At 72.0% G+C, this 22,061-nt stretch carries 20 protein-coding genes; 10 read left to right on the top strand and 10 right to left on the bottom strand.

Annotated features, from left to right (window positions below):
* The first annotated feature begins 126 nt into the window (after nt 1–126).
* Entirely contained in the window at nt 127–675 is a 549-nt protein-coding gene (locus ACFXMF_RS19525; protein ID WP_360312094.1) for a helix-turn-helix domain-containing protein, read from the top strand.
* Nucleotides 676–701: 26 nt separating this feature from the next.
* Here ACFXMF_RS19525 and ACFXMF_RS19520 read toward each other — a convergent pair whose 3' ends face one another.
* Nucleotides 702–1,928, bottom strand: a complete 1,227-nt coding sequence (locus tag ACFXMF_RS19520; protein WP_360312092.1) for a DUF2786 domain-containing protein — start codon at nt 1,926–1,928, stop codon at nt 702–704.
* A 65-nt stretch (nt 1,929–1,993) separates the two neighbouring features.
* A complete protein-coding gene (locus tag ACFXMF_RS19515; protein ID WP_379988753.1) occupies nt 1,994–2,806 on the bottom strand; it encodes a DUF6597 domain-containing transcriptional factor in 813 nt (270 codons plus the stop codon).
* 114 nt (nt 2,807–2,920) lie between these two features.
* Here ACFXMF_RS19515 and ACFXMF_RS19510 point away from each other — a divergent pair, with 114 nt between their 5' ends.
* Nucleotides 2,921–3,499, top strand: a complete 579-nt coding sequence (locus ACFXMF_RS19510; protein WP_379988755.1) for a TIGR03086 family metal-binding protein — start codon at nt 2,921–2,923, stop codon at nt 3,497–3,499.
* A gap of 72 nt (nt 3,500–3,571) precedes the next feature.
* A complete protein-coding gene (locus ACFXMF_RS19505; protein WP_360312086.1) occupies nt 3,572–4,357 on the top strand; it encodes a hypothetical protein in 786 nt (261 codons plus the stop codon).
* Nucleotides 4,358–4,417: 60 nt separating this feature from the next.
* On the opposite strand, the gene ACFXMF_RS19500 is transcribed toward ACFXMF_RS19505, so the two are convergent.
* Nucleotides 4,418–7,180, bottom strand: coding sequence for an AAA family ATPase (locus tag ACFXMF_RS19500; RefSeq protein WP_379988756.1), 2,763 nt, complete (start codon nt 7,178–7,180; stop codon nt 4,418–4,420).
* 263 nt (nt 7,181–7,443) lie between these two features.
* Here ACFXMF_RS19500 and ACFXMF_RS19495 point away from each other — a divergent pair, with 263 nt between their 5' ends.
* Nucleotides 7,444–7,821: a nuclear transport factor 2 family protein gene (locus tag ACFXMF_RS19495; RefSeq protein ID WP_379988758.1), complete on the top strand. Its 378-nt coding sequence runs from the start codon at nt 7,444–7,446 to the stop codon at nt 7,819–7,821.
* A 169-nt stretch (nt 7,822–7,990) separates the two neighbouring features.
* The gene (locus tag ACFXMF_RS19490; RefSeq protein WP_379988759.1) at nt 7,991–9,520 is read left to right on the top strand and encodes an MFS transporter; all 1,530 of its coding nucleotides are present in this window, start codon (nt 7,991–7,993) and stop codon (nt 9,518–9,520) included.
* Nucleotides 9,521–9,626: 106 nt separating this feature from the next.
* On the opposite strand, the gene ACFXMF_RS19485 is transcribed toward ACFXMF_RS19490, so the two are convergent.
* A complete protein-coding gene (locus ACFXMF_RS19485; RefSeq protein ID WP_379988760.1) occupies nt 9,627–10,220 on the bottom strand; it encodes a CGNR zinc finger domain-containing protein in 594 nt (197 codons plus the stop codon).
* A 184-nt stretch (nt 10,221–10,404) separates the two neighbouring features.
* Here ACFXMF_RS19485 and ACFXMF_RS19480 point away from each other — a divergent pair, with 184 nt between their 5' ends.
* On the top strand, nt 10,405–11,706 hold the full coding sequence (locus ACFXMF_RS19480; protein ID WP_379988761.1) for an MFS transporter: 1,302 nt from the start codon (nt 10,405–10,407) through the stop codon (nt 11,704–11,706).
* Nucleotides 11,707–11,713: 7 nt separating this feature from the next.
* Here the strand turns inward: ACFXMF_RS19480 and ACFXMF_RS19475 are convergent, their stop codons facing one another.
* Nucleotides 11,714–12,205: a MarR family transcriptional regulator gene (locus ACFXMF_RS19475; RefSeq protein ID WP_360312074.1), complete on the bottom strand. Its 492-nt coding sequence runs from the start codon at nt 12,203–12,205 to the stop codon at nt 11,714–11,716.
* Between the two features lie 193 nt (nt 12,206–12,398).
* On the opposite strand from ACFXMF_RS19475, the gene ACFXMF_RS19470 reads away from it, so the two are divergent.
* Nucleotides 12,399–14,042, top strand: coding sequence for an MFS transporter (locus ACFXMF_RS19470; RefSeq protein WP_360312072.1), 1,644 nt, complete (start codon nt 12,399–12,401; stop codon nt 14,040–14,042).
* Between the two features lie 70 nt (nt 14,043–14,112).
* On the opposite strand, the gene ACFXMF_RS19465 is transcribed toward ACFXMF_RS19470, so the two are convergent.
* A complete protein-coding gene (locus ACFXMF_RS19465; protein WP_379988775.1) occupies nt 14,113–15,480 on the bottom strand; it encodes an MFS transporter in 1,368 nt (455 codons plus the stop codon).
* Between the two features lie 238 nt (nt 15,481–15,718).
* Here ACFXMF_RS19465 and ACFXMF_RS19460 point away from each other — a divergent pair, with 238 nt between their 5' ends.
* Entirely contained in the window at nt 15,719–16,162 is a 444-nt protein-coding gene (locus ACFXMF_RS19460; RefSeq protein ID WP_360312070.1) for a helix-turn-helix domain-containing protein, read from the top strand.
* A gap of 259 nt (nt 16,163–16,421) precedes the next feature.
* On the opposite strand, the gene ACFXMF_RS19455 is transcribed toward ACFXMF_RS19460, so the two are convergent.
* Together ACFXMF_RS19455 and ACFXMF_RS19450 are read right to left on the bottom strand one after the other, a co-directional pair.
* Nucleotides 16,422–17,048 carry a TetR family transcriptional regulator gene (locus ACFXMF_RS19455; RefSeq protein WP_360312068.1) on the bottom strand — a complete coding sequence of 209 codons (627 nt, stop codon included), beginning with the start codon at nt 17,046–17,048 and terminating at the stop codon, nt 16,422–16,424.
* The gene (locus ACFXMF_RS19450) at nt 17,045–18,634 is read right to left on the bottom strand and encodes an MFS transporter (protein WP_379988762.1); all 1,590 of its coding nucleotides are present in this window, start codon (nt 18,632–18,634) and stop codon (nt 17,045–17,047) included. The genes ACFXMF_RS19455 and ACFXMF_RS19450 overlap by 4 nt, the downstream gene beginning before the upstream one ends.
* 322 nt (nt 18,635–18,956) lie before the next feature.
* Between ACFXMF_RS19450 and ACFXMF_RS19445 the strand changes: the two genes are divergently transcribed.
* Both ACFXMF_RS19445 and ACFXMF_RS19440 read left to right on the top strand, forming a co-directional pair.
* Complete coding sequence (locus ACFXMF_RS19445) at nt 18,957–19,133, top strand: hypothetical protein (protein WP_360312064.1); 177 nt, start codon at nt 18,957–18,959, stop codon at nt 19,131–19,133.
* A 357-nt stretch (nt 19,134–19,490) separates the two neighbouring features.
* Entirely contained in the window at nt 19,491–19,919 is a 429-nt protein-coding gene (locus tag ACFXMF_RS19440; protein WP_379988763.1) for a hypothetical protein, read from the top strand.
* A 200-nt stretch (nt 19,920–20,119) separates the two neighbouring features.
* Here ACFXMF_RS19440 and ACFXMF_RS19435 read toward each other — a convergent pair whose 3' ends face one another.
* Both ACFXMF_RS19435 and ACFXMF_RS19430 read right to left on the bottom strand, forming a co-directional pair.
* Nucleotides 20,120–21,328: a sensor histidine kinase gene (locus ACFXMF_RS19435; protein WP_379988764.1), complete on the bottom strand. Its 1,209-nt coding sequence runs from the start codon at nt 21,326–21,328 to the stop codon at nt 20,120–20,122.
* Nucleotides 21,325–21,999, bottom strand: a complete 675-nt coding sequence (locus ACFXMF_RS19430) for a response regulator transcription factor (RefSeq protein WP_379988766.1) — start codon at nt 21,997–21,999, stop codon at nt 21,325–21,327. The genes ACFXMF_RS19435 and ACFXMF_RS19430 overlap by 4 nt, the downstream gene beginning before the upstream one ends.
* Nucleotides 22,000–22,061 lie beyond the last annotated feature (62 nt).

Here is a 22,061-nt window from a genome sequence, read left to right as displayed (position 1 = left end):
CCGCCGGGGGCCACCCGCGCGGCGTCCGGGGGGGGTCCCGGTCCAAACCCCCACTTTTAAAAAAACCGCGGCGGGGGGGCGGTATCCTCCGCCTCCCCCCCCCCCCCCGCTCAGTAATGTGGCGACATGAAGCGGACCTCGTTCGGAACCTGGCCGTGTTCCATCGCGCGTGTCCTCGAGTTGTTCGGCGACGGCTGGACGCCGCTCGTGCTGCGGGAGGCGTCCTACGGCGTCCGGCGGTTCGAGGACCTTCAGGAGAACCTGGGCATCGGTCGCAACGTGCTGGCGCAGCGCCTGAATCGGCTGGTCGAGGAGGGCCTGCTCGATCGGGTCCCGTACGAGGAGCGGCGCCCCCGGCACGAGTACGTGCTGACCGCGAAGGGCCGCGACTTCTTTCCGGTGCTCGTCGCGATCGGGCAGTGGGGGGACACCTGGCTCGCGGACGAGACCGGACCGCCGGTGGTCTACCGGCACGGCGGGTCCGAGGGGCACGAGGCGGAACCGGCCGTGGTCTGTTCGGTGTGCGGCGATCCGCTTCACCTGGAGGACGTCGAGCCGTTGGCGGGACCGGGTATGACGCCGCGTCAGGCGCATCGGGCGGTTGCCGAGGGGCGCTGTGGATCGCGTGCCCCGGCGGTGCCGGCGCAGCGTGGGAACTGGTTGCCGCGGATCTGAGGCCCTTGCGGGAGGGGATGCGCGGCCTACGGGCGGGCCGGCTCGCCGCGGTTCAGCTTGTCCCGCAGGCCCAGTTCGGCCCGGTCGGCGGCGGCCTGGCCGTGTCGCCAACCGTCCGCGTCCCGGCCGCGCAGGCGGTGGGTGGTCTTGGTCGGGAACATCCGCTCGGTGGTCTCGCGAACGGCGACGTCGCGTGCGGCCAGGACCGGCAGCAGGCGGTTCTCGGCGGCCTCGTTCGCGCTCGCCTCGGCTTCCTCCCTGGCGGCGGTGAGCCGCTCGCGGATCCGGTCGGCGTAGGCGATCAGGAACGACTGGCGGAAGGTCTTGGTCCGGCGCGAGCGGCCGGACTCGTGGTAGCGCGAGCCGGCCCGGTTCATCGCGGCGGTGGCCTGCACCAGCAGCGAGGTGTAGAGCAACTCGACCGCGTCCAGCTCGGAGTCGAAGCCGACCACGGTGGAAAAGCCCAGTTCGCTCGACCAGATCGCCTGGCAGCCGTTGGCGTCGGCGACCGCGTCCAACAGCAGTGCCTTCGCGCCCTCGTACGGGTTGTCCACGCCGATTCGGCAGGCGGCGGGCGCGTGTCGCGAGCCCTCCTGCGCGCCCAGCAGCGCCTCGTCGATCCGGTGCCGGGTCATCAGCTCCTGCGCCTTGGCGGTGAACGCCTCGGCCTCCTCCGGGAACTCGCTCGACTCGGCCTTGGCGAGCAGGGCACGCACCCGGCCGAGTTGGCGGGGTTCGCCGGTCGCGGGTCGGCTGTGGACCGGCTCCTGGAAGGAGGCGGCGGTGAGCGGCTCGATCGAGGGCAGCCGGGCGATCGAGCGGAGCAGTTCGAGCACGCGCGCGGCGGTGCCGAAGCGGTCCAGGTTGTCCCGGGCGCCCAGCTCGGTCAGGTAGGCGTCGTCCGAACTCCACCACGGGGTGCTCGCGTCCAGGTCGCGCAGTTGCGCGGTCCACCGGCGGCCGGTGCCCGGGTGGCTGCGGGCCTGTGCGGCGACCAGGTCGGCGGCGATCGGGGCGTGCCGTTCGCCCAGCTCGCGGGTGACCGCGCGGACCACGTCGGCGGGTTGCCAGCCGCGCCGCCAGCAGCCGTCCGCGGTGCGCTCGTACAGCGCGAGCACCGCACGCGAGATCTGCGGCCAGTCGCGGGCGGAGGCCGCGAGCAGGGACGCGCCGAGGTCGATCGTGTCCTCCAGGGCGTCGTCGGACGCGCTCAGGACGGCATGGAATTGGGTTTCGACGAGCGTGGTGGGCACCCGTCAAGGATTGCATTTTCGGCGCGCGGACGATTCGGGCCTGCGCGGGGTGGGATGGCGAGCGCTCAGATCCTGGCGTAGCGGCCCGGTGCGGTGCCCACCGCGGCGGTGAAATCGCGGGTCAGGTGGGCCTGGTCGGCGTAGCCCAGGTCGGCGGCCAGCGCCGCCCAGTCGATGCCGGCGCCGTGCTCGGCCCGCTCGGCGACCTCCTGGAGGCGGGCCCGGCGAAGCACCCACTTGGGGCCGACGCCCACGTATTCGGCGAACAACCGCTGGAGTCGGCGGACCGGGACGCCGACCTCGTCGGCCAGGTCGTCGACGCGGAACAGGTTCGGGTTCGTGGTGATGCGCTCGACGATCGTGGCGACCTCGGCGATCGTCGGGTCGACGTCGGTCGGGCCGGCGGCGGGTGCGGGCAGCAGGCCGCGCAGCCAGGACTCCACGATGGTGACCCGATCGCACTCCTCGACGGTGCCGAGCACCCGGTCGCACACGGCCGACACGTCCGGGCCGAACAGGTCGGCCGCGGGCGGCACCCGATCGGTCAGCTCGGCTACCGGACCGGTCAGGAACGGCCGGAAGCCGCCCGCGCGGAACCGGACCCCGAACACGTGGCCCGCGCCGCTCAGCTCGCGCTCGAACACGTGCCGCACCACGCCGTAGACCGCCGGGCGCGGGTGTTCGAAGACCACGTGCACGTTGGGGTGGGAGAGCACCTTCTGCCGGTGGGGCGCCCGCTCGCGCAGGTCCCAGCGCACGATCCAGTGGTATTCGACGAAGGGCGCCAGGTCGGCGGCCGGCTCGTACAGGCTCAGGTCCCAGGCGCCGGGTGCGACGCCCGCGCGCAACACTCCGCGAGGGCGGTAGGGAAGCCTCATCCCGCCACGGTAGGGGGTGGGTGTGACAGGGGCCCGGTGTGGCCGCGGGGCGGCGGGCGGGGGTGTCGCGTTTGTTCAAGACCGGCTTCCGGGGGGCGGCATAGCGTGCGGTCCATGAACATTCACCACCTTTTCGTCGAAGCCTCCGCCGAAGCCGATCGGCTGGCCCACGGCGTCGCTCCCAAGCGCATCGCCGGGCCGACGCCGTGCCCCGAATTCGACACCCGGGCGCTGCTCAACCACTGGATCGTCTACACCTCGCACGGCATGGAGCACCGGGCCCTGCGGACGACGCTGCCCGAGGAGACGACCGCGCGCGACTTCGTCGCCGAGCCGGACTGGGCCGACGCGTACGGCGCACAACTGCGCCGTGCGGTGGCGGCGTGGGCGGAGCCGGCCGTGTGGGAGGGCGAGATCGACTTCGGGGGCGGCCAGACGATGCCCGCGACGGAGATCGCCGCGATGTTGCTCCTGGAGCTGGTGCTGCACGGGTGGGACGTGGCGCGGGCGACCGGGCAGGACTACCGGGCGTCGGCGGAGCTGGGCGAGGCGGTCGAGGGCATCGTGGCGAGGTACGCGGAGATGTACCGCGAGTACGCCGGCTTCGCCGTGCCGGTGGCCGTGCCCGAGGACGCGAGCGCGTTCGAGCGGGCGCTCGGCGCGTCCGGCCGGGACGCGCTCTGGAAGCCCTGAACCGGATCGGGCGCCCCATGGCGTGTCTTCGACACGATCTAGGGTGGCGGCCGAGCCCATTCGGAGGTAGGCGTGACGGCGTTGGCGACACTCGGCGGTTTCGGTTGTACGGTCCGGTACAGCCCGGGCGCGCGGGAGCGGGCCGTGGTCGTCGCGGAGCGGGTGGATCGTGCCGCCGGCTGGCTGACCGAACGGCTGGGCTTCGCGCCGCGCATCCGGTTGTCCGTGGCGGATGCCGCGGACTGGGAGGCGGTGGCGACGGTGCCGCTGTACGGCACGCCGCAGGGCGCGGAGGACCACCTGCGGGTGGCCGCCGACGACGGTTGGTTCGGCGCCGAGCTGTTCGCGGCGATCCGGCCGCACCTGGGGGCGGGCAGTATCGCGGCGCTGCGCGCCGAGTACGGGGAACCGCCGGCGCTGCGCCCGTACTTCGACCTGGTGGCCGTGCACGAACTCACCCATCTCTTCCAGGACCAGGTCTGGCCCGCCTACCCGGGCATGTGGATCGCCGAGCTGCACGCGAATCTCGCGATGGTCGGCTACGCGCACGAGGTGGAGCCGGAACTGTTGCCCGCCCTGCGGGCTTTCACCGCGACCGTGGACGAGTTGCCGGTCGAGGTCACGCCGATTCGCGAACTCGTGGACATGGAGCGCTCGTTCGAGCGGGGCGCGATCAACTTCGGGTGGTATCACTTCTCCCTGACCCGGGTCGCGGAACGGTTGTGGGCGGCGGCCGGCGCGGAGGGGCTGCGTGCGTTGTACGAGCACATCCGCGCCGGTGGCAACGCCGAGCATCCGGTGCTGCGCGGGGTTGCGGCGGAGTGGAATCGGCCTGCGCGGATCGGGGCCGGGGGCTGATCGCCGCGGTTTGCGGGGGTGGCGATCGGTGGTCCGGGCCGGTGGGTCGGGGGCCTCGGGTCAGCCGCTGAGTGCGGCCAGTTCGGGGATCGTGCTCAGTTCGGTGCGCGAGACGATGCCGAGTTTGGGATACGCCTTGTAGAGGTGATGACCGACGGTGCGCGGGCTGAGGAAGAGTTGGGCCGCGATGTCCCGGTTGGACAACCCCTGCGCGGCGAGCCGGGTGATCTGCAACTCCTGCGGGGTGAGCAGTGCGAGCACACCGGCGGGCCGTGCGCCCCGGGGGGTCGCGCTGCCGCCGATCGCGCCCAGTTCGGTGCGTGCCCGATCCGCCCAGGACCGGGCGTCGAGGCGTTCGAACTCCTCCAGTGCGGTACGCAGCCGGTCGCGCGCGTCGGTCTTGCGGCGCATTCGACGCAGCCACTCGCCGTACAGCAGCCCGGTCCGGGCCCGCTCCAGCGGTCGGCGCTCGCTCTCGTGTCGGGCCAGCGCGGCCGCCCACGACTCCTCGGCCGTCTCGTCGCTCGCCAACAGCGCGTGGCAGCGCAACACCAGTGCGTCGGCCCAGCGTTGGTCGGCGCGACCGGCCCACTGCTCGAAGCGGGCCAACGGCTCGCGGGCCCGCTCGGGGGCGCCGGACCGCACGGCCGCCTCGACCAGGTCGGGAATCGATCGGGTCGCGCTGATGTGATGCCGCAGCGGTTCCCGGGCGAGCCGCTCCAGCCGGTTCAGCGCCGACTCGGGGCGGCCCAGGCCCAGATCCAGCAACCCCAGCGCCCATGCGGACCACGGCGCGCCCGCCGGCATCGCGCTGCCCACGCCGCCGGCCAGGGCCGCGTCGGCGTGCCGGTGGGCGGCCTCCGCGTTGCCCGAGACGCCCGCCAGGTAGGCCAACACGCTCTCGAACTGGCTGATCCACTGCTGTTGTCCGCTGTCCTGCGCGATCCGCAGGCCCTCGGACGCGGTGGCCAGCGCGTCGGTGTGTCGGCTCTCGAAGATCTCGGCCTCGGCCACGAAGAACAGGATGGTGGGCAACCGGCCGATGCCGCCGCGCAGTCGGCTCTCCCGGGCGAACAGCGACGCGATGTGGTGCGCGTCCGCGTCCTGACCCAGGGCCAGGCCGACGCCGCAGGCGAGCAGTAGGTCGCGTTGCTCTTCGGTGTCGGTGCGCGGGGCGACCCGGATCAGGTCGCCCAGGCTCGGGCGTTCGGTGTGCAACGGATCGGTGTCCGGGCGCGGGCCGTCCTGCTTCGGGGGGAAGGCGGCGATCATGAATTCGACCACCGGGGTCACCGAGGCCGTCGGGGCCAGCTCCAGGGCAGCCAACTCCAGGAGCGTGGCGCCGAGTTCGGCTTCGCCCAGGTACCACGCGGTGTGGATGGACTGAAGCAGCAGGCGCGCCGCGCGCTCGGGTCGACTCCCGGCGGTGAGCGCGGCGCCCCGAAGCAACAGCTCGTGTGCGTTGGTGAACGCGCCCTGCCAGAAGTCGGACAGCGCGCGCACGTGCAGCAGCCGCGCCCGGATCGCGTCGTCGGTCGCGGCCGACCCGGCGCGTTCGGCGAACGCGCGGGCCTGGTCCAACTCGCCCGCCTCGGAGGCGGCTTCGGCGGCGAGTACCAGGCGGCGGGTGCGCGCCGGCACGTCCTCGCTCAGCCGCGCGGCCTTCTCGTAGGCCAGCGCGGCGGCGAGGTGGCCGCTGCGCTCGCGGGCCCGTTCGCCGGTGCGCTCCAGGGCGCTCGCGGCCGGCTCGTCGACGCCGGTCGCGGCGGCGGCCAGGTGCCAGGCGCGGCGATCCGCGTGGTCGGGCGCGTCGAACGCGTCGGCCAGTGCGCGGTGTGCGGTCAGCCGGCGGTCGATCGGCGCGCGCTGCTGGACCGCGGCCCGGATCAGCGGGTGCCGAAAGCGCAGCCGGTCGTCGTCGACGACGATCAGCGACGCCTCCTCCGCGGCGGCCAGTTCGGGGGGTCCCGCGCCGAATCCGGCACCGGCTCGGAGCAGGATGCCCAGGTCGCCGGAGTCGTCGATCGCGGCCAGCAGCAACAACATCCCGGTCCCCTCGTCGAGCCGGGTGACCCGGCCGTGGAAGGCGATCCGAAGTCGGCTGGTGAGTGGTAGGGCGCCCGGGCGCAGGGTGTCGCCGGCCCGTTCGCCGGTCAGCGAGACCGGCAGTTCGATCAGCGCGAGCGGGTTGCCCCGGGACTCCGCGAGTACGCGGGAGCGGGTGGTCGCGGAGATGTCCCGGGCGTGCTCGTCCAAGAGCGCGCCCGCGTGCTCGGGCTCCAGCGCGGCCAAGGCCAGTTCGGGCAGGCCCTGGACCGGGAAGGCGTGTGCGTCCTCGCGGGCGGCGAAGATCAGCGCGATGCCCTCGGCGTACAGCCGACGGGCGGCGAACACGAGGGCGTCACGGGAGGCCCGGTCCAGCCACTGCGCGTCGTCCACGACGCACAGGAGCGGGTCGTCGCCGGCGTACTCGGACAACAACGACAACACCGCCAGGCCGACGAACATCGGCTCGGAACGCTCGCCCGCAGCGAGGCCGAAGGCGGCCGCCAGGGCCTGTCGTTGCGGGTCGGGCAGCCGGTCCAGGTGGTCCAGGGCCGGGCGGAGCAGCAGGCTCAGCCCGGCGTAGGGGAGTTCCGCCTCGTACTCGACCCCGGTGCCCCGGATCGTGCGCAGGCTCGTGTCGGCGAGCACGTGATCCAGGAGCGCGGTCTTGCCGATGCCGGGTTCGCCGCGCACGACGAGCACGCCGCTGCGGCCTCCCCGGGCGTCGGCGAGCAGGCGCTCGATGGTCCGCAGCTCGGAATCTCGTCCGTACAACATGCCTTGGCGTCCCCCGTGTCCTTCGAGCTTTCGTGCCGATCTCGGTGCCTTGGTCGCGGTGCCGATACCGACTTCTTCGGTGCTCGGGTGCGATGTCGGTACCGGCTTCGATATCGACCCCGATACCGACCCCCGTACTGATCCCTCCTGCGCCAAAGTACCTATGCGGGACTGATTCCGGTCGGTACGCGGCTCCGTAGGTTCATGGCAACGGAGCTCGCCGGAACGGCCGGGAGCCCGGAGGAAGCACAAGGACGGTCGCCATGACCACGAACATCGACTTCACCGCCCTGGCCGAGCGCTACATCGCCACCTGGAACGAGGCGGACCCGGCCGCCCGCCGCAAGCTGGTCGAGGAGGTCTACACCGAGGACGCCCGCTACGTCGATCCGCTGGTGGTGGCCGAGGGCCACGACGCGATCGACGCCACGCTCGGCGCGGTGCAGGGGCAGTTCGGGGGCCTGGTGTTCACGCTCGGCGGTGCGGTGGACGGTCACCACGACCTGGCCCGTTTCACGTGGAACCTCGGCCCGGCGGGTGCGGAGGCCGCGGTGGTCGGGTTCGACGTGATCCAGGTCGCCGCGGACGGCCGGATCGCCCTGGTGAGCGGCTTCCTGGACAAGGTCCCGGCCGGTCTGTGATCCGCTGAGGTCCCCGCTGGACGGATCCGGGGCCGGGGCACGGTAGCGCCCGGCCCCCCGGTGTCCTCGCGGTGACGCGTTTCGCGTCCTCCTCGCATATTCCGCGCGAATTCCGCGCTTTCCTCTCGCGCTGCTCGGCGCCTTCGCCCGGAACGGAAAGGAATCACCCATGTCCGCCACCACGACGGCCACGGCTTCCGCAGCACCGGCATCGACGCCCCGGCAGTCGTGGGGTGCGCTGCTGGTCCTGCTCACCGGAATCTTCATCACCACGCTGGACTTCTTCATCGTCAACGTCGCGATCCCGGCCACCCAGGCGGATCTGCACGCGACGCCGGCCGCGACCCAATGGGTGGTCGCGGGCTTCGGCCTCGCGGTCGCCGCCGGGCTGATCACGGCCGGTCGGCTCGGTGACATCTACGGCAGACGCCGGATGTTCGCGATCGGCCTGGGCTTGTTCACCGCCGCCTCGGCGGCCTGTGGGTTGGCCGGGAACGCGGAGATGCTGATCGCCGCCCGGGTGCTCCAGGGTGCGGCGGCGGCGCTGTTGATGCCGCAGGTGCTCGGGATCATCAACGTGCTGTACGTCGGCGAGCAGCGGATCAAGGCGTTCACCGCGTACGGGCTCGCGATGGGCTTCGCGGGAGTGTTCGGTCAGCTCATCGGCGGTGCGCTGATCCAGGTCGACCTGTTCGGACTCGGCTGGCGCAGCATCTACTGGATCAACGTCCCGGTGGGCCTGATCGCGCTGGCCCTGACCCCGAGGTTGGTGCCGGAACGCCGGGGCGTGGGCGGTACCCGGCTCGACCCGGTCGGCACCGCGTTGATCACGCTCGGCCTGGTCGCCGTGGTGTTGCCGCTGGTCCAGGGCCGCGAGCAGGGCTGGCCGCTGTGGACGTGGCTGTCCCTGGGCATCGCTCCGCTGCTGCTCGGCGCGTTCACGCTGTACCAGCGCGGGCTGGCCGACGGCGGCGGCGCGCCGCTGGTGGACCCGGTGCTCTTCCGCGAGCGGCCGTTCTCGGTCGGCATCACGATGGCGCTGGTGTACGGCCTGGTGAATGCGGCCTTCTTCCTGATCCTGGCGCTCTATCTCCAGCTCGGACACGGGATGTCGGCGCTCGACTCGGGGCTGCTGTTCATCGCGCTGGGGGTCGGCTACTTCCTGTCCTCGGCGATCTCGGGCCGCGTCGCGGAGAAGCTGGGTCGACAGGTGCTGACGGTGGGCGCGCTCGTCCAGGGCCTGGGGCACGTGGTGCTGGTGGAGACGCTGTCCGGGACCCACGCGACGTTGGCGCTGATTCCGGGGCTCGCGTTGACCGGGTTCGGGATGGGCCTGGTGATGGGGCCGATGGCGGCGACGGTACTGGCCGGGATCAAGGCCGGGCACGCCGGTGCGGCGGCGGGCCTGCTCTCCACGGCTCAGCAGGTGGGCGGCGCGCTCGGGGTGGCCCTGGTGGGCATCGTCTTCTACGACACGCTGGGTGACGCGCCGACGGCGGACACCTTCGGGGATGCGTTCGTGAATGGTCTGTGGTTGCTGACGGTCTTCTGCGTGGCGGTGGCGGCGCTGGTGCAGATGTTGCCGGGGCGGCGGCGGGGGGACGGGGCGGAGGTCGTGGGGGACCCGGGGGCCTTGGCGGCCTCGGAGGAGTCGGAGGAGTCGGATGGCTCGGCGGTGAAGGTGGACGTTCCGGTGTGAGTCGGAGCAGCACGAGCGTGTGTGTGGCGATGGGCCCCGGCCGGGTGGTCGGGGCCCGTTTGTTGGTGTTGCGCCGTGGGTGGGCGGGTTGATCGGGGCCGGTGGGTCATCGGCCCGTCGGGTCGTCTGCGGTGGTCGTTTCGGGCCGGGGCGGCGCACCGTGTTTGGCGGCGTAGCGGCGGGCCTTGGTGCGGTTGCCGCATACGCGCATCGAGCACCAGCGGCGGCTGCGGTTTTTGGAGACGTCCCAGAAGACCCAGGCGCAGCCGTGTTCCGCGCAGCGCTTGAGCCGGGTCGATTCGCCGGAGCCGACCAACTCGCCCCAGGCGATCACCAGTTGGGCCAATGCTCGCTGTACCGGAGGGAGTTCGGGGCTCGGCGTGAAGCCGCCGGGCCGGCCGTCGGGGCCGAGGACGAAGACCACGGGCAGGGTGCGCAGCACGTCGTCGGCCTGCCGGAGCGGCTCCGGGGCGGGGGTGGTGCCGACGGGTACGCCCAGTTTCTCGCGCAGGCCGGCGCGTAGTCGCCGGGCCGCGTCGAGGTCCGTGGGGTCGACTCGGGTGTCGGGGGTGAGCAGGCTCCGGGCGGCCAGCCACGCGCCGAGTTCGGATGGCGTGGTCAGGTCGTCCGTACCGAGTTCGACGTCGATGGTGTTCACGAACGCCTCGATCAGCACGGCGGAGGCGGGTGCTTCGAGCATCGGGGGCCTCCGTGGTGCGTGTTGTCGGTCGGGTGTCGTCTCGGTCTTCGTCCGGTCCGGCCCGATCCAGTCTATCGCCTCGGTAACCGGCTAACGACTTTACCGGTTGACGTTGTGTGCGGGGCGATGCCACGATCGGGTCGGCGAGCCAACCGGTAAAAGGCTTTGGTGGTTTGGAGGGGCGATGGTCTTGCAGAGCGTCGGTGTCGACGTCCCGAGCGGGCGGAGGGTGAAGCCCGCCGCTGCCCGGAACACCTCCGTGCTCTTGGCCTTCACTCTCGTCACCAACCTGGCCGACGGGATCACCAAGATCGCGCTGCCGGTGCTGGCCGCCCGCAGCACCGATTCCCCCGGGTTGATCTCGCTGGTCTCGCTCGCCCTGACGCTGCCGTGGCTCCTGGTCGCGCTGCCCGTGGGGGTGCTGGTGGATCGTGCCGACCGGCGCCGGTTGTTGTGGCTGGCCGACGGGCTGCGGCTGCTCGCCATCGGGGTGTTGATCGCGATCGTGCTCGGTGGCCGGGTCACCCTCGTCGCGCTCGCGCTCGGCGGGCTGGTCCTGGGCGTGGCCGAGGTGATCGCGCTGACGGCCACCTCGGCGTTGATCCCGGCGATCGTTCCGCGCGCCGGTCGGGAGCGTGCCAATGCGCTGATCACCGGGGCCGAGACGGCCGCGAACGAGTTCGCCGGCCCGTTCGTGGGCGGGCTGTTGCTGGCCGCCGGTACCGGTCTGGCGCTCGGGGCGACCTGGGTCGCGTATCTCGCCGCGAGCCTGCTGTTGCTTTTGCTCACCGGCCGCTTCCGGGCGGCGGGCCGGGACGACCCGGGCGCCGGCACCCCGACCGACCCCGACTCGGTTGCCCGGCAGATCGGCGCCGGGCTGCGCTTCCTGTGGCGGGATCGGCTGCTCCGCACGATGTCGCTCATCCTCACCGTGCTGTGCGCGAGCTGGGGCGGCTGGTTGGCGCTGATGCCGTTGGTCGCGCACGACGTGATGCGGCTGTCGGCCCGCGAGTACGGGGTGGTGTTGAGCGCGCTGGGTGTCGGGGGCCTGCTCGGCGCGTTGTTGGTCGGGTGGCTCAATCGCCTGATCGGCCACCGGCGGGTGATGCTCGCCGATCTGGTCGGCACCTTCGCGATGATGGCGGTGCCCGCGGTGACCACCGACCTGTGGGCGGTCGCGGGGGCGGCCTTCGTCGGCGGTCTGGGTGGCACGTTGTGGTCGGTCGACGCCCGGCTGATCGGTCAGAACCTGGTGCCCGAACACATGATGGGCCGCTACAGCGGGGCCGCCCGGCTGCTCGGCTGGGGGGCGATGCCGCTCGGTGCGGGCCTGATCGGCGGGCTTGCGCAGTGCTTCGGGGTGCGCGCCGCGTTCGTGGTGTTCGCGGTTGCCGTGGCGGCCACGATTCCGGTGTATCTGCGGGTCGTCACCGAGGAGCGCCTGGCGCCCGCGTTGCGGGTGCCGGGGGCGGCGGATGTCGGCTGAACCGGGCCTACCCGGGCGGCTCCGGCCACATGCGCCCCGCCGGCGTGTCCGGGCCGTCGACCACCGCGGTGATCATCCGCAGGTTCGCCGCGAACACCTCGGCCTGCTCGGTGCCGATCGCTCGGCTGATCAGGCTGTCGGCCTCCTTGATCACCCGTCGTCCCTCGGCGACGCCCGCGTTGCCCAGTGCGGTCAGTTCGAGCAGGACCACCCGTCGGTGTACCGGGTGCGGGCGGCGGACGATCCAGCCGGCCCGCTCCAGCGCGGCCACCGCGGTGTTCACGCTCTGCGGGGTGATGTGGTGGGCGCGGGCGAGGTCGGCCGCGGACATCGCGCCGTTCTCGTCGAGTCGGCCGGCCAGGCCCAGTTGGTTGATCGAGACGCCGATGCCTTCCAGTCCCTCGTTGAGCAGCCGGTGCATGGACTGCTGCGCACGCCAGAGCAGATGCGGTAGCTGCTCGCTCCACGCGGGTTCGACGATTTCGTGGTGGGCGGGCATCGCGCGCTTCCCTTCTCCGACTGGCCGGGGCCTGCGCCGCACGGGCGCCTCACCCCGTCACCGTAGGGCACGCCGACGGGCGGCTCGGCACTCGACACCTTGGCAGACGCCGAACAAGATGGCAGTCCTCATACATGTTCTAAGTCTTCTGATAACTTAACAGCCTACGGATAACTTGGAAGGCTGTCGCACCATGCCCACGAACCCCCAGTCCGCTGCTTCGCCGGCCGCGCATGCGCCGCCGACCTCCACCGCGACCCGCCCCGCGCTCACCGTCGTGCTCGCGTGTCTGGGGGTCTTCGCCTCGTACGTGCCGATCGGCGGCGTGGCGGTGTCCCTGCCGACCATCCAGCGCGGGTTGCAGGCGTCCACGAGCGATCTCCAGTGGATCAGCGACTTCTTCATCCTGCCGATGGCGGCGCTGATCCTGACCTTCGGCCTGATCGGCGACCTGTACGGGCGCAAGAAGGCATTCCTGGCCGGCCTGGTCCTGCTCGCGGCCGGCGCCACCACCAACCTCACCGCGCACAGCGTTGCCCAGGTCTGGGTGGGCCAGGCGCTCTCCGGCGCGGGCGGCGCCGCCCTGCTCACCTCCAGCCTGGCCCTGATCAGCCACGCCTACCCGGACTTCCGGGCCCGCGCCAAGGCCATCTCCGCCTGGGCCGCCTCCCTGGGCCTGGGCATGTCGCTGGGCCCGCTGCTGAGCGGGACGATCCTCGAACACGCCTCCTGGCGCTGGATCTTCGCGCCCATCGTGGTGGTCTGCCTGGTCGGCGCGGTGGTCGCGGCGGTACTCCTGGAGGACTCCCGCTCGCCGCACGGCCGGGCGATCGACGTCCCCGGCCAGATCGCCGCGATCATCGCGATCACCAGCCTGATCTACGGCGTGATCGAGGGCGGCACCGTCGGCTGGACCGACGGCCCGGTCCTGGTCGCCTTCGCGCTGGCGATCCTCGGCCTGGCCGCGTTCATCGTGATCGAACACCGCTCGGCGACCCCGATGTTGTCGCTCAAGCTGTTCTCCTCGCCCTCGTTCACCGGCGCCGGCGTGGTCACCATGATCACCATGTTCGGCCTGGTCGGCATCGTCTTCTCGCTCAGCCTGTTCTTCGGCAACGTCCAGCACCTGAGCGCGCTCGATGTCGCCTACCGGTTCCTGCTCATCAACGGGCTCACCGTCGTGCTCGGCCCGATCGTCGGCCGGCTGATGGGCCGGATCCCCTCGGGCGCGCTGCTCACCTTCGGCCTGGTGTGCACCGGGATCGGCATGTTGACCCTGAACACCCTGGAGCCGGACACCGGATTCGCCGCGCTGATCGGCCCGCTCGTGGTGATCGGTGTGGGCTTCGCGTTCGTGATGACGCCGATCACCTCGGTCGCGGTGAGCAGCGTCCCGCACCACCTGGCCGGCATGGCCAGTGCGGGCAACAACACCCTGCGCCAACTCGGCGGCGCGCTCGGTCCGGCCGTCCTGGGCGTGGTGCTGACCAACCGCATCACCGCCGCCCTGCCGGAGCACCTGACCGCCTCCGGTCTGGCCCCCGCCGACCGCGAGCACGTCACCTCGGCCGTCTCGGACGAGGGCCTGTCGGCGGCCGGCCATCTGGGGCTGGCGCCCGAGGCCACCGGCAAGGCCCTGTCCGCCGTCGGCGACAGCTTCGCCGACGCGCTGCACCTGTGCATGACCATCGCGGGGCTCGGCATGTTCGTCGCCGCCGCGGTCGCCGTGCTGACGATCGGCGTCCGCCGGCCGAGGACGCCCATCGGCGCGACGGCCTCGCGGGTCCCGGCGTCGGCGTCGGCGTCGGCCCCCGTGGCCGACTCCACCCGAGCCTGAGCCGGCGCCGCTCGCCGATCCGGGTCGATCGGCGAGCGGCGCCAGGCCCTTCGTGCAGCGGCACCGCGAACTACTCGACCGGCACCCGCACCCGCCCGCGCAACCCCACGACGGTCACCGCCGCGCCCAGCAGCGCGCCCGCCAGCGGCACGGTCAACGCCACCCGGAAGCCGTCCAGTTCCGAACCGCCCGCCCCGGCCAGCACCGCGGTCACACTCGACAGTCCCAGCGCCGCGCCGAACTGGAAGGCGGTGTACAGCAGTCCGCCGGCCAGACCCTGCTCGTCCTCGTCGATGCCGTCCGTGGCAGCGATCGTGAGCGGCCCGTAGGCCAGCGCGAAGGCGAGCCCGAGCAACAACATCGTCGGGAACATCGCCGCGTAGGAGGTGTCCGCGTCGATGGACAGGAACAGCGCGTACGCCACCGCGGCCAGCAACATCCCGCCCAGGATCACCCGCAGGTTGCCGAACCGCTCGACCAGGCGCGGCGTCACCGTCGGCGCGAGCACCGCGTCCGCGCCGACCGCCAGCAGCGCGAGACTGGTCTCCAGGGTCGACCAGCCGCGTACCTCCTGGAGGTAGAACACCGCGATGAACTGGAAGCCGAAGAACGAGCCCGCGAACAACATCGCCCCCAGGTTCGCCCGCACCAGCGCCCCCGAGCGCAGGATGCCCAGCCGCACCAGCGGGGTGCCGGCGCGACGTTCGGCGGCGACGAAGGCGAGCAGCAACGCGATCCCGCCCGCGAAGACCGCGATCGTCCAGCCCCAGCCCCGCGCCGGGTGCTCCAGCCGAACCACGCCGTACACCAGCAGCAACATCGAGCCGGTCACGCTGATCGCGCCCGCCACGTCGAAGCCCTGACCGGCGCGATCGGGACGCTCGTCCTCGGGGATCAGCGCCAGGGCCGGCACCAGGATCACCGCGGCCAGGGCCACCGGTACGAAGAACACCAGCCGCCAGTCGATCGCGGTCAGCAGGCCACCGATCACCAGCCCCAGCGAGAAGCCGCCCGCGGCGGTGCCCGCGTAGAACAGCAGCGCCCGGTTGCGTCGGGGTCCCTCGGGGAAGCTCGTGGTGATGATGGCCAGCCCGGCGGGCGTCATGAAGGCGGCCGAGGCGCCGGTCACGAAACGCGCGACGATCAACATCCAGCCCTCGTCGGCGAATCCGCCCAGGCCGGAGAACACCAGGAAGACGGTCAGCCAGAACAGGAACATCCGCCGCCGGCCGAGCAGATCGGCGGTACGCCCGCCCAGGAGCATGAGACCGGCGTAGGCGAGTACGTACGCGCTCATCACCCAGCTCACCGCGCCGGTGGACATGCCCAGGTCCTCGCGGATCGTCGGCAGCGCGACATTGAGCATCGCGACGTCGATGCCCTCCAGGAAGATCGCGCCGCACAGCACGATCAACATGCCCCACGCGCGGGCGCCCATCCCTCCGGCGTCGTTCTCCGGCGGCGTGTGCGGCGTTCTGGGCGCTTGCGCCGCGCCCGCTCCGGAAGCGGAGGCGGGCGAGGCGGTGGTGGTGGACGAGGACGTGGATGCGGACATGCGGCAGCCCCTCGGGACGCTGGATGCGGGTGGATGGTGGCGTCGAGGCGCGGGGTCGGTTATCCGACCGAACCCGGTTCCCTCTTGTAACCACCCCCATCCTTCGGCAGCATCGACGTCCATGGAAGAAGGCACTTCAAAGGAACCGACCCCCTGCGTGAGTAACCAGGACGACTACGACGCGCTCCAGTGGGACGTCCGCGAAGGGTGCGAGGTGCGGCAGATCCTCGACCGGGTCGCGGACAAGTGGTCGCTCCTGGTGATCGCGATCCTGGAGAGCCGCACGCTGCGCTTCACCGAGCTGCGTCGGGAGATCGACGGGATCAGCCAGCGCATGCTCACCGTGACGCTGCGCCAGCTCGAACGCGACGGCCTGGTCCGACGCACCGTCTACCCGGTGGTGCCGCCGAGGGTGGACTACGCGCTCACCCCGATGGGCACGACGCTGCACACCACGATCCGGTCCCTGGTCACCTGGACCGAGGAGCACCAGGAACGCATCGCGGAGGCCCGGGCCCGGTACGACGCGAGCGTCGACGCGGAGCCGGCACCCGCCGGTCGCTGAGTCGGGCCGGCCGCGCGGGCGATCGGGAGGGGGCCACCAGGGCGGGTCGGCAAGTGGCGAACGGGGGCGGCCCGTTCTTCGCGCCGATGACCACGGGCCGGATCGGGCGGCGCACCCCGATCCACCGGATCCCGACGGTCAGTCCGGTCCTGCGACCGACGGACGAGACGACGACCGGGGCGGCGAGTTCGATCACCCCGGCCGACCAGCCGCCGCCGACGTGGGCGCATCGCGACCGTGCGCCGTCGATCGTGGGCGGTCAGAAGCGGAGGCCGTCGGTGAGGATCCGCAACTGGCGGTCGTACAGCTCGACCAGGTCCTCGATGCCCTCGTGGTCCACCCAGTACCGCATCACCGCGGTCGAGACGCCGATGATCGCGGCGGAGGCGCACCTGAGTTCCAGGTCGCCCGGGTCGCGGCCGGTGCGCTCGGCCAGCAGCGCGGTGATCCCGTCCTGGGTGCGCAGCAGTTCGTCCATCGCTCGGGCGCGGAGGGCCGGGATGGTGAAGATCATCCGGTTCCGGTACAGGAGTTCGTCCCGGTCGGCGGTGAAGATGTGGGCCAGCGACTCGGTCATCGCGTGCCGGATGGCGGCCACGATCGGTTCGTCCGCCGGCCTGGCGGCCAGCGCGTCGCCGAACACCGAGTCGTACTCGTCGGTGAGGACCACGTCCTCCTTGGTCGGGAAGTAGCGGAAGAACGTGCTGCGGGAGACGTCGGCGGCGGCGGCGATCTCGTCGACGGTGGTCGCGTCGTAGCCGTGTTCGGCGAACAGCCGGTACGCCTGGTGGCGAATGCTTTGGCGGGTCTTGAGCTTCTTGCGTTCGCGCAGACCGGGGGCGGCGGGGCGGTGCGCGGGCTCGGTCGGGGTCTCCCTGGGGCTCATGCGAGCAATTCTCCGTGGCGGGAAGCGAGGGCCGGCGGCGTGGGGGCGGGCGTGTCCGTGCTCTCGCCGGGCAGGCGGACGGCCGCGAGGGCGGCGACGACCAGTGCGATCGCGCCGCAGACCACCAGAACCAGGTCCATGCCGTGGACGAACGCGTCGTGCGCGGACGCCAGGAGCGCGGGATCGTGCGTCTGTACCGCCACCGCGTTCGCGCCGGACAACGAGTCCCGGGCCGCGTCGCCCGCCGGCTCCGGCAATCCGCCCACCGCGAGTCGGTCCAGGTAACCGGCGCTCAGCACGCTGCCCAACACGGCCACCCCCAGCACCCCGCCGACCTGTTGCACGGTCTCCAGGAGGCTTGCGCCCGAGCCGGTGTCGTCGGCGGGCAGCGACCCCATCACCATGCTGGTCGCGGGCACCACGGCCATCCCGAAACCGAGCCCGGCGAGGCCCAGCCAGCCGGCGGTGAACCCGTACCCGTCGCCGCCGTCGGTGCCGGCGCCGAGCAGCACACCCGCGCCGAGCAGTGCCAGGCCGACCGAGATCACCGGACGGCCGCCGAACCTGGGCACCAGCGTCTCGCTCAGCGTGGCGGACACCAGCAACCCGCCGATCAGTGGCAACATTCGCAGCCCGGTGCCGAGCGCGTCGTTGCCGAGCACACCCTCCAGGTACTGCGGCACCACGAACAGGATGCCCATCACCGCGAAGTTCACTAACACCGCGATCAGCGTGCCCCACCGGAACCGGGCATTCGTGAACAGCCCGAGATCGACCAGCGGACGTGCGAAGCGCCGCTGCCGCAGCACGAATCCGCCCAGCAGCAGCGCCCCGCCGAGCAACGTGCCGAGCACCGGCGGACTGCCCCAGCCGTCCCGCGGCACCAGGATCGTCCCGTAGACCAGCGCGGTGATGCCCGACGCACTCGTCACCATGCCGAGTACATCGACCGGCGCCCGCCCGCCTGCCGCCACCCGTACCCGCTTCGGGTCGGCGGGCAGGAACACCGCGCTCAGTACCAGGGCGAGGGCGACGACCGGGATGTTGAACAGGAAGATCGACCCCCACCGGAAGTGATTCAACAGCCAGCCGCCGACGACCGGCCCGATCGGCATGCCCAGCGCGGTGGCCGCGGTCCAGGTCGCCACCGCCTTCGGCACCTCCGCCGGCCCGAAGATCCTGGGCAGGATCGCCAACGACAGCGGCATGATCATCGCCGCCCCGAGCCCGAGCACGGCCCGCACGGCGATCACCTGCCCCGCCGAACCTGCCCAGGCCCCGGCAGCCGAGGCAAGCCCGAAAACCGTCATCCCGGCAAGCAGCACGCGCTTCAACCCGTACCGGTCGCCCAACAGCCCGATCGGCAACATCGCGGCCGACAAGGCGAGCAGGTAGCCGCCGCCGATCCACTGCAACTGCGCACTGTCCGCGCCCAGTTCGCCGGCGAGGGTGGGCAGCGCCACGTTGATGATCGTGCCGTCGAGACCAATGATCAGCGCGCTCGACACCAAGGCCGCGAGGGCCCACCAGCGGCGGGGGGAGAGGGGCACGGGCGGTGGCGGGGTCATGTCCATCTCCGATTCCATGGGTGACACTCGACATTAGGTCACAACAGAACCTTGGTATCAATAGAACCTGAGTTTCACTTTTAAGTTGTGGTGGCGCGACCTGGGCCTGTCGCGTGCGGACGCAGAACGGGCCATGCGCGACCTGTCGACCTCGATCGACCCGCGAAAGAGGAACGATGAGTAGCAAATTCCCGTCCGCCACCTGGTCCGGCGGCGCCGTGCCGCCCGCCCTCTCGGTCGCCCGCGCGCTGCGCGAACGCGGCCACGACGTGCGGGTGTCGGCCGACAAGTCGCTGCACGACCAGGTCGCCGCCGTCGGTGCGGAGCCGATTGCCCGGCCGTGGACCCGGCGACGATCCGCCCGCCCGGCAACGTCCTGGCCGCCGCGGTCGCCGCCGAAACGACCCCCGACCGCGCAGTCACCGAACTCGAAGCCCTGGTCCCGCAATCGCCCCACCACGCCGGGGCCACCCTCGAACCCGACCCGACAGGGCCCGCACACACGCCGTCGGCCTGACGCGGTGGAACACGGTGCGCGCCCGGGTGGCGGGGTTGTTCGGGCGTGGTGACGCGGCGAGGAGGGCGGTCTCCGGCGTCTTCGCCGAAACCCCGCCCCCACCGGCGCACCGCGGCACGGGGTGGCGCGGCGCGGGGCGGGATCGAACACAGGCGGCGCGGGGGACGAGCGAGAGCGGGCCGGCGGGCGATTCCGTGGTACGAGCAGACCCTCCACACGCGGGCGGGGTAGTCGTGACGTTCGAGGTCTTCACCGCTATTCGAACGTGCGTACGATATCGGTGTGGGCAAGGAGAGCGAGTCGGGTGCGCCGGCAGCGGAGAGAATCACCGCCGACCGGCGTGCTCGCGATGCGCAAATGCGGGCCAGAGCGAATGTCACGCGCCGGATCGGCACCGTCCGGCGGCATTCCTGGACGCGAGGGGACGCGGGCACGCGTCCGGTCGTCACCGCGAAACGATCACTGCGGCCCACCGACGACGACCCTTGGCCGGCCGTCGACCCGGTATGGACGGAGCGCACGCTGCCGGGTCTGCTCGACGACGCCGGCATCCCCCACTACCGGCGACACGGGGTGCTCTTCGATCACCCCGCCGTTGCCGCCCACGTGGTCCGCATCCAACTCGCCGCAGACCTCGAAGAGTTGCGCCGAGGCTACGCCACCGCCCGACTCTGGTGCACCGAGAACGGGCTGCCCCCGCAAGCCACCGAGGAACTCCTGACGCTGTACGCGACCCTCGGCCGAGCCCAGCGCGCAAGCATCGACCGCGCCATCGTGTGGGCGTGAGCCCGCCAGGCCATGGTCGTGTCGGCGGGCGCGGGCAGCGTTCTGCTGCGGCCTGAGACCTTGCCTCCCGGAGCGCCGGCCCGTGTTGGCGTCCGCGTTGGCGCGGGCGGCCCTGGATGAGCTCGATCCGCGCGGATTTTCGACAGGTACGGGGCCGATCGTCGGTCTCGATGACCGGCCGGCGACGGGGCGAATCGGGCCTACCGCAGTGAGCCGTGCGCGGCGTCGGTGGGGCCGAAGGCCACTTGCACGGTCAGGCCGCCGTGAGGGTTTGCGTCGGCGGCGACCTGGGCGCCGTGGGCGCGGGCGATGGCCGCGACGATGGCCAGGCCGAGGCCGACCCCTTCGTCGGGGGCTTGGCGGCGCTGTGTGCTGCGGTGGAACGGTTCGAAGAGGCGTGGCACGGCGTCGGGGGCGATGGTCGCCCCGGTGTTGGTGATGGTGAGTGCGCCGTGGCCGGTGCGGACGGTGACGTGTCCGCCGGGGTGGTTGTAGTGGATGGCGTTGCTGACGAGGTTGTGGGTGAGGCGTTCGAGGAGCACCGGGTCACCTTCGGCCCGCAGGGGTTTCGCGTCGAGGGTGAGGGTGATACGGAGCCGGTCGGCCTCGGGGGCGAGGGTGGCGGCAACGGTGCGGGCGATCTCGTCGATTCGACAGGGGGTGCGTCGGTCGAGTCCGCGTTCTGAGGTGGCGAGGAGCAGGAGCCCGGCGATCAGGTGTTGGCTGTGTTCGCTGATGTCGACGAGTTCGCGGCGGATGTAGGCGACCTGGTCGTGGTCGGGGCGGCCGGCGAGGCCGATCTCGGCGGCGGCGCGTTGTTGTGCGAGCGGGGTGCGCAGTTCGTGGGCGGCGTGGGCGGCGAAGCGGCGCTGGGAGTCGACGAGGTGTTCGATGCGATCGAGCATGTCGTCGAAGGTGTCGGCGAGTTGCTTCAGCTCCCCGGGCGGGGCGTCGAGATCGATGCGTTGGTGCAGCGTGGTCGCCGAGAGCCGTTGGGCGGTGCGGGTGATCGCGCCGACGGGCCGCAGGACCCGGCCTGCCATCCACCAGGCCGGCAGCACGGAAAGGGCGGCGAAGATCGCGAGGGCGACGAGCGAGGCGGTGAGGAGGCGGTTGAGGAAGGCCTGTTCGATGGTGCCGGCCAGGTCGAGGGTTCCGCCGCCCTCGCGCGGGACGCGGGACGCGGGTTCGGGGGTGTTGGGCGCCGGCTCCTCGCCGCCGGTCATGGAACCTCGGATGATGACGTCGGTGATGCTCGCGTAGAGGCCGTGCCGCAGCAGTGTGTACATCACCGCGATGAGCCCGCCCCCGGCAAGGAGCAGCAGCCCGGCGTACGGGAGCGTCAGGCGCAGCCTCTCGTCGGCGTGCGGCCACCACCGCCAGGGCTGCGCTGTGGGCCGGGTCGTCACCGGGGGTCCTCGTCGTCGGCGAGGCGGTAGCCGGCCCCGGGCACGGTTTCGATCACCGGGGGGTCGCCGAGTCTGGTGCGCAGGCGGCTGAGGGTGACGCGGACGACGTTGCTCTGGTAGCCGGCGTCTGCGCCCCAGACGGCCTCGACCAGGTCGTCGTGGCCGACGACGCCGCCGGCCGCGCGCATCACGGTCTCCAGGACGGCGAACTCTTTGAGGGACAGCGTCAGGGGGCGACCGTCGCGGGCGGCTCTGCGGCTGCCCGTGTCGAGGCGGATCCCGGCGCACTCCAGCACCGGGGGCAGTGCGGGATGGGTGCGGCGGCCCAGGGCCAGGACGCGGGCGAGGAGTTCCTGGTAGGCGAACGGCTTGCCCATGTAGTCGTCCGCGCCCAGGCCCAGACCGGCGACCTTGTCGTGGACGGTGTCGGAGGCGGTGAGCATCAGGACACGGGTGAGGAGTCTTTGGGCGACGACGCGTCGGCATACCTCGTCGCCGTTCAGGCCGGGCAGGTCGCGGTCCAGGACCATCACGTCGTAGGCGCCGAACCGCAGTTTTTCCATCGCGTCGAGCCCGTCCGCGCTCACGTCGACGGCCAGGGCCTCCCGGCGCAGCCCCTCGGAGATCATCTTGGCCAGGAAGGCGTCGTCTTCGACTACGAGCACGCGCATGGGTCCTGTCTACCGGACGTGGGCGTTGCACCGGTGTAACAGCCGCCGTTAGGGAAGCGAGA

Source organism: Embleya sp. NPDC059213, assembly GCF_042754445.1.
In the GTDB taxonomy this organism is placed as follows: domain Bacteria; phylum Actinomycetota; class Actinomycetes; order Streptomycetales; family Streptomycetaceae; genus Embleya.
Note: the sequence above shows the minus strand (reverse complement) of the source record. Positions and strands in the feature narration are given on the sequence as shown.

Coding starts and splice junctions, on each gene's coding strand:
- ACFXMF_RS19495 (WP_379988758.1), top strand. CDS start 7,444: ATGACCACGAACATCGACTTCACCGCCCTGGCCGAGCGCTACATCGCC.
- ACFXMF_RS19510 (WP_379988755.1), top strand. CDS start 2,921: ATGAACATTCACCACCTTTTCGTCGAAGCCTCCGCCGAAGCCGATCGG.
- ACFXMF_RS19465 (WP_379988775.1), bottom strand. CDS start 15,480: ATGGGCGCCCGCGCGTGGGGCATGTTGATCGTGCTGTGCGGCGCGATC.
- ACFXMF_RS19480 (WP_379988761.1), top strand. CDS start 10,405: ATGGTCTTGCAGAGCGTCGGTGTCGACGTCCCGAGCGGGCGGAGGGTG.
- ACFXMF_RS19460 (WP_360312070.1), top strand. CDS start 15,719: ATGGAAGAAGGCACTTCAAAGGAACCGACCCCCTGCGTGAGTAACCAG.
- ACFXMF_RS19490 (WP_379988759.1), top strand. CDS start 7,991: ATGTCCGCCACCACGACGGCCACGGCTTCCGCAGCACCGGCATCGACG.
- ACFXMF_RS19475 (WP_360312074.1), bottom strand. CDS start 12,205: ATGCCCGCCCACCACGAAATCGTCGAACCCGCGTGGAGCGAGCAGCTA.
- ACFXMF_RS19515 (WP_379988753.1), bottom strand. CDS start 2,806: ATGAGGCTTCCCTACCGCCCTCGCGGAGTGTTGCGCGCGGGCGTCGCA.
- ACFXMF_RS19440 (WP_379988763.1), top strand. CDS start 19,491: ATGCGGGCCAGAGCGAATGTCACGCGCCGGATCGGCACCGTCCGGCGG.
- ACFXMF_RS19450 (WP_379988762.1), bottom strand. CDS start 18,634: ATGGAATCGGAGATGGACATGACCCCGCCACCGCCCGTGCCCCTCTCC.
- ACFXMF_RS19500 (WP_379988756.1), bottom strand. CDS start 7,180: ATGTTGTACGGACGAGATTCCGAGCTGCGGACCATCGAGCGCCTGCTC.
- ACFXMF_RS19455 (WP_360312068.1), bottom strand. CDS start 17,048: ATGAGCCCCAGGGAGACCCCGACCGAGCCCGCGCACCGCCCCGCCGCC.
- ACFXMF_RS19525 (WP_360312094.1), top strand. CDS start 127: ATGAAGCGGACCTCGTTCGGAACCTGGCCGTGTTCCATCGCGCGTGTC.
- ACFXMF_RS19430 (WP_379988766.1), bottom strand. CDS start 21,999: ATGCGCGTGCTCGTAGTCGAAGACGACGCCTTCCTGGCCAAGATGATC.
- ACFXMF_RS19470 (WP_360312072.1), top strand. CDS start 12,399: ATGCCCACGAACCCCCAGTCCGCTGCTTCGCCGGCCGCGCATGCGCCG.
- ACFXMF_RS19485 (WP_379988760.1), bottom strand. CDS start 10,220: ATGCTCGAAGCACCCGCCTCCGCCGTGCTGATCGAGGCGTTCGTGAAC.